Raw genomic sequence first — 1070 nt, 5'->3', positions numbered from 1 at the left:
GCAGTTAAGCTCTTCAGCGCCGATGGTAGTTGGGGCTTTGCCCCTGCAAGAGTAGGACGCCGCCAGGCGTTACATAAGTGTCGGAGGATTAGCTCAGCTGGGAGAGCACCTGCCTTACAAGCAGGGGGTCGCAGGTTCGAGCCCTGCATCCTCCACCATGCCGGCCTAGCTCAATTGGTAGAGCAACTGACTTGTAATCAGTAGGTTGGGGGTTCAAGTCCTCTGGCCGGCACCATTTTAAAACATAATATGTTTTTTAAATGTTATCTAAGTGTTGTGAGCCATTAGCTCAGTCGGTAGAGCATCTGACTTTTAATCAGAGGGTCGAAGGTTCGAATCCTTCATGGCTCACCATTTTGCGGGTGTGGCGGAATTGGCAGACGCGCTAGACTTAGGATCTAGTGTCTTTTGACGTGGGGGTTCGACTCCCTTCACCCGCACCATTTAATTTAATATGCTATGCGGAAGTAGTTCAGTGGTAGAACATCACCTTGCCAAGGTGGGGGTCGCGGGTTCGAATCCCGTCTTCCGCTCCAATTCCAAACGCCGGGGTGGCGGAATTGGCAGACGCACAGGACTTAAAATCCTGCGGTAGGTTTCTACCGTGCCGGTTCGAGTCCGGCCCTCGGCACCATACGCGCCCGTAGCTCAATTGGATAGAGCGTTTGACTACGGATCAAGAGGTTAGGGGTTCGACTCCTCTCGGGCGCGCCATTTTATCGGGAAGTAGCTCAGCTTGGTAGAGCACATGGTTTGGGACCATGGGGTCGCAGGTTCAAATCCTGTCTTCCCGACCATTCAAAGGGGCCTTAGCTCAGCTGGGAGAGCGCCTGCCTTGCACGCAGGAGGTCAGCGGTTCGATCCCGCTAGGCTCCACCATAAAAAAGTTATTGACAAAATTTAGTTGTGATAATACAATATAAAAGCTGTCTAAAAACAAATTTGCTCTTTGAAAACTGAACAAAACAACCAGTATGTCAAGAAAAACATTCATGTTTTTCAAATAAAACGGATTAAAAGCAAATGATAGATTTTGTCTATTGTTAACCTTTTAACCCTGATTTAAATTT

General features: G+C 48.8%; 9 tRNA genes. All 9 read left to right on the top strand.

Annotated elements, in window-relative coordinates:
- The first annotated feature begins 82 nt into the window (after window positions 1-82).
- The 9 genes from IEV74_RS19590 (at window position 83) to IEV74_RS19550 (ending at window position 879) form a co-directional block, all read left to right on the top strand.
- Window positions 83-158 (top strand) — tRNA-Val (locus IEV74_RS19590).
- A 1-nt stretch (window position 159) separates the two neighbouring features.
- A tRNA-Thr gene (locus IEV74_RS19585) sits at window positions 160-235 on the top strand.
- 43 nt (window positions 236-278) lie between these two features.
- Window positions 279-354, top strand: a tRNA-Lys gene (locus IEV74_RS19580).
- A gap of 4 nt (window positions 355-358) precedes the next feature.
- Window positions 359-443 (top strand) — tRNA-Leu (locus IEV74_RS19575).
- Between the two features lie 18 nt (window positions 444-461).
- Window positions 462-536, top strand: a tRNA-Gly gene (locus tag IEV74_RS19570).
- Between the two features lie 9 nt (window positions 537-545).
- Window positions 546-634, top strand: a tRNA-Leu gene (locus IEV74_RS19565).
- A gap of 3 nt (window positions 635-637) precedes the next feature.
- Window positions 638-714, top strand: a tRNA-Arg gene (locus IEV74_RS19560).
- A gap of 6 nt (window positions 715-720) precedes the next feature.
- A tRNA-Pro gene (locus IEV74_RS19555) sits at window positions 721-797 on the top strand.
- 6 nt (window positions 798-803) lie between these two features.
- A tRNA-Ala gene (locus IEV74_RS19550) sits at window positions 804-879 on the top strand.
- Window positions 880-1070 lie beyond the last annotated feature (191 nt).

Source organism: Virgibacillus oceani, from assembly GCF_014638995.1.
Taxonomy (GTDB): domain Bacteria; phylum Bacillota; class Bacilli; order Bacillales; family Amphibacillaceae; genus Virgibacillus_E; species Virgibacillus_E oceani.
The sequence above is the reverse complement of the archived record's forward strand: the minus strand, read 5'-3'. Positions and strand labels throughout refer to the sequence as shown.